3 protein-coding genes are annotated in these 3935 nt (G+C 40.1%); all 3 read right to left on the minus strand.

The features are described from left to right. Positions 1-402: transglycosylase SLT domain-containing protein (locus ACFIME_RS03995; RefSeq protein ID WP_375684532.1), on the minus strand; the 402-nt coding region annotated here is incomplete at its 3' end. Then, complete coding sequence (locus tag ACFIME_RS04000; RefSeq protein ID WP_375626993.1) at positions 402-2537, minus strand: glycine zipper family protein; 2136 nt, start codon at positions 2535-2537, stop codon at positions 402-404. The genes ACFIME_RS04000 and ACFIME_RS03995, both read right to left, overlap by 1 nt. Positions 2538-2543: 6 nt before the next feature. Continuing rightward, complete coding sequence (locus ACFIME_RS04005; protein ID WP_375627702.1) at positions 2544-3881, minus strand: hypothetical protein; 1338 nt, start codon at positions 3879-3881, stop codon at positions 2544-2546. Positions 3882-3935: the final 54 nt, after the last annotated feature.

A 3935-nucleotide genomic window follows, 5' to 3' on the forward strand; every position in this document is an offset into this window, starting at 1 on the left:
ATTCAAGCCAACCGCATTGCTCCCAACAATTTGCGCCGCATTGGCATGGGGATTTTGAAGAAGCCGCGCGGCTCCTCCTGCTCCTTGTTGATGGGCTAAATACAACTCCGCTTCACTAGGCGCTCTTCCCAAAAGGCGGCTTAAATGATTGCGATTATCAAGCGTCAAGCGCCCCATGGCATCAGCTGCTTGTATGGGGTCAAAACGATCCTGCAAACCATATTGTTTGGCGGTGCTGTCTATAAATTGATACAACCCACCCGCAGAAGAACGGGGATTCCTTGCATTCGGATTGCCTCCACTTTCCACTTGCGCAACACGGTACAAATAACTCTCTGGCAAACCATAACGCGCTGCTGCTTGACGGATCGCTTGATTAACAGAAGGACTAGAACGGGTCATTAACCCTTACTCCTTAAAAATCTTCCCGCTTCTCCTAACGCTGCCGAAGAAATGAAATGCCAAAAATGGTCACTACCAATTCCTGCTTTATGTAATCGTATAAATCTTTGTAACATTTGAGCAACTTCCTTCTGGTTCATACCTTTAACGCCAAAAGTTGCTAATTTCGCTATATCACGTTCAAGTATTTGCCTTTCTTTTTGTGGCAATTTTCTAATCGTATCAGATAAAATATTTTGTATAATTTTTGCCCCTGCATGTGCTGCACTAGTTTTTCCATACGGTATATTAACACCTGTTAAATAATTATGTTCAGGCGTTCCTTGAAACGGTTTCAGTGCTCTTTTCGCCGCATCTTCATAGAACCTTTCACCCTCTACAGCTTTTCTAAACGCATGAATGTTTTTAGAGCTTAAAGATCTGCTTAGATTATCTGACATGCTACCCGTTTGTAAAATATTTGAAAGGCTATTAATAGGACGCGAACCTTTTAATAGATCATCAATATAGTCTCTCATCCCTACATGATAAGTATTGAGACCACTAGGCATTGCTCCTTTACGAAGACCTTCTGCAATCCCCTCTCCCGATACGTCCCTCTGTGCAATGTTTTTGCCTTGTTTTATCGCTTCTTCAAAACCTTCATATTTGGCTACACTAGCCCGTGCTGCTTTATAAGTAGGAGAAATTTGGTCCGCTATCTCTACTAAGTCTTTTTTAAGCGATTTATATACATGAGCCATTTGGTTATCACCAAAATTATGATACTTCTTGCTAAGGTAATCGAGAGACTTCTTCGTTTGATCTAATAACTCCATCGTAGGCTTGTAATTAATGTGCCTAAATTCTCTCGAATAAAACATCTCTGGTTTTGCAAGGCGACGGTCCTTTGTTAAGACTTTAACGGCTCGCTCGACTGCTTCTTGAAATGCTTCATGTGCAAAAAGATCATTAAGAGCTGCATAATGCTCTTTTCCTACTGGAGTACGATACACCTGTGCATAAATAGGTTGATATTCTTTTTCTCCTTGCTCTTGAAGTACCCTTTTTAAAACTTTCGTATCTTGAAGAGGTGTAATGTTTTCATCTGCCGACTGACCAATACGGTGAATAGCATTCTGCACTCGTTCCCCATGTGCTCCTTTCAAAAGTTCAGAAACACGCGCATTTGTTTTCCCCATATTCGCAAGGGATACTTCTAAATTTGGACTGATATCTGTCAAAAATGCATGGCGTGGCGCAGAGCCAAGACGCTCTGCAACATTCTCAACACCATCATCATATAATGTTTTTGCAACTTCCCTAACCGCTTTGGTTTGAACTTCCTTATGAGCAGGATTAAAACGCCCTCCTTTCATAAAGGGAATATAGGGAACATGTTGCAATCCCCTTGCCATTTTTTTTGTACCCCAAGAAGCAACTGTACCGGCAAGAGAACCAATAGGACCAGCTACTGTTCCAATACCACCACCAAACCCTGCCGATATAAGACGACCAGAAAGACCCTCTCCTGCTCCAGAGCCATGTAAAGCTCCTGAACCTGCCCCGAACATCATCGCCTTACCAATATTTCCAAGTGTTGACATATGCTTTGCAAGAGCCAAAGCCCTTAATGGAGGCACAAAAAGTGAGAGTCCTGTCGGTACAAGTGAACCAGCAGCATAAGCAATAGAAGACCAAATAGGATATTTCTCTTGCAAGGCTTTTTGGTAAGCGCGCTCCTTAGCTACCCGTCTATTATATATCTCCTCTGCTTTCTTATCACCACGCCAATAATCTATAAAACCCGCTTCATTGGCTGCTTTCATCTCGTCAAAATAATCTGCCGTCGCACCAGACGCGCTATTCCTCATAACAGCATCCAACACCGTAAGATCTTTATCATCAAATGAGAAATCATCTGTTGTAGTTGATTGATTAGATAGCTTCGCAATCTCAGCGGGATCTTCAACTACGCGGAAACGTGTTCCGTTCTTAGCGTATACATATCGAGGAGAAGATGAAGAAGAACTGTTAGCATTTGATCTTATAATCTTTTCAATCTCAGCAGAATCTTCAACTACACGAAAACGTGTCCCATTCTTAGCATATACATATTGAGAATTAATCGCACCAGAAGTCTTATAAGGGGCCATTAATATTTACTCCTTAACCAGAAATTCACCACTGGAACTATCCACAAAATAAAGTACGTTATCCTTAATAGATGCCTCTTCTAAACTCATCTTTGGTATATTTTCACTACCTCCTTGTGACACCAACCCATTAGTAAAAGATTGAGAAGGGTCTTTTTTACGCTCTTTTACTTCCAATCCATGTGATAACCTATAAATTTCTTCATCATTAAATTCTTGAAAATGTGCAAGCATCTTCTTAATATTTAAAAGTCTTGTATGTAATACTTCAGGCTTGTCACTAATATCTAAAGTACCATAAGATGATACTAACCACTTGCTTTCGTTCTCAGATAATGGACCAACACCTACGGTTCCATTCTTACTTTGTTTTTTGATTGATGCAATCACTCGCTTAAAGACACCGCCTTGAATCTGAGTAAATAGATATTTTAATGTTTTGGCATCAGATCCTGGGAAAATTTGAGTAACCGTACCACCTTTACCAGCAACCCAATCTGGATTACTCTCTATAAGTTTAATGGCATGATTAACCGCACCCATAGTATTATCAATTTCTAATGCAACTTCTTTCACATACTCTCTCTTATTTGTTTCCCACTCTTCTATGTCTCGTTTTTTCTGATTATACTCCAATTCCTGTAGAGATCCTTTAATCGGTCTCGCTTCACGTTCACCTGTCTCCGGATTGATATACCATTGATGCCCCAGAGGTAACTTAGGAGTATCACCACCTGTTAACAATGCACTAAGCATTTGAGGATTCCTTGCCATGACAGCAGCTTCTTCTTCGCTGTAGCCTTTGGACTTTAGATACTCGACAGTCTGGTTAACCTGCCCTCTTTGTTTATCTCCTTCATGCAAGTTCTTCAGCCCCTTGGCAAAAAGTTGCCATCCAGACGAATCTGGACTTGCTGTTATCGCCCCCATAAGAAAATCATCAATATTTTTACTAACATCAGACTGTGAAAAACGAGAAAGTTTATCCCAAAAACTAGGTTCTGGTTTAGAATTCTGTTCTTGTGGTGTCACTGGTTCTGTTACAACAGATGCATGATTTCCTACACTAGGTGGAATTTTTTCTCTTGGAATTGGAAACGAAGGTTTATTTTCCTCATTAGGATAAATAGAGCCTATCGGAACTAGAGAACCGTGATACACATCATATGGATTATTCATAGAAATCATACTAGGGAGAACTGGTACTTGAGGAATAAATGGTAATTTTCTATCTTTATCCAGTCTTTGACTTTCATCTATTCCTTCCTGCAATCGCTCTGTTGTCGTTTTTTTTCGTTTGAGTTCGAAATGTTTATATCTCGGGTCAAAATCTATAAAAACCATTACTTTCCCTTTAACTATTTATTTTTTCTAAGATTATTCAAACTAAACGGCAGC

Source organism: Bartonella sp. AP1QHHD (assembly GCF_042196265.1).
Taxonomy (GTDB): Bacteria; Pseudomonadota; Alphaproteobacteria; order Rhizobiales; family Rhizobiaceae; genus Bartonella.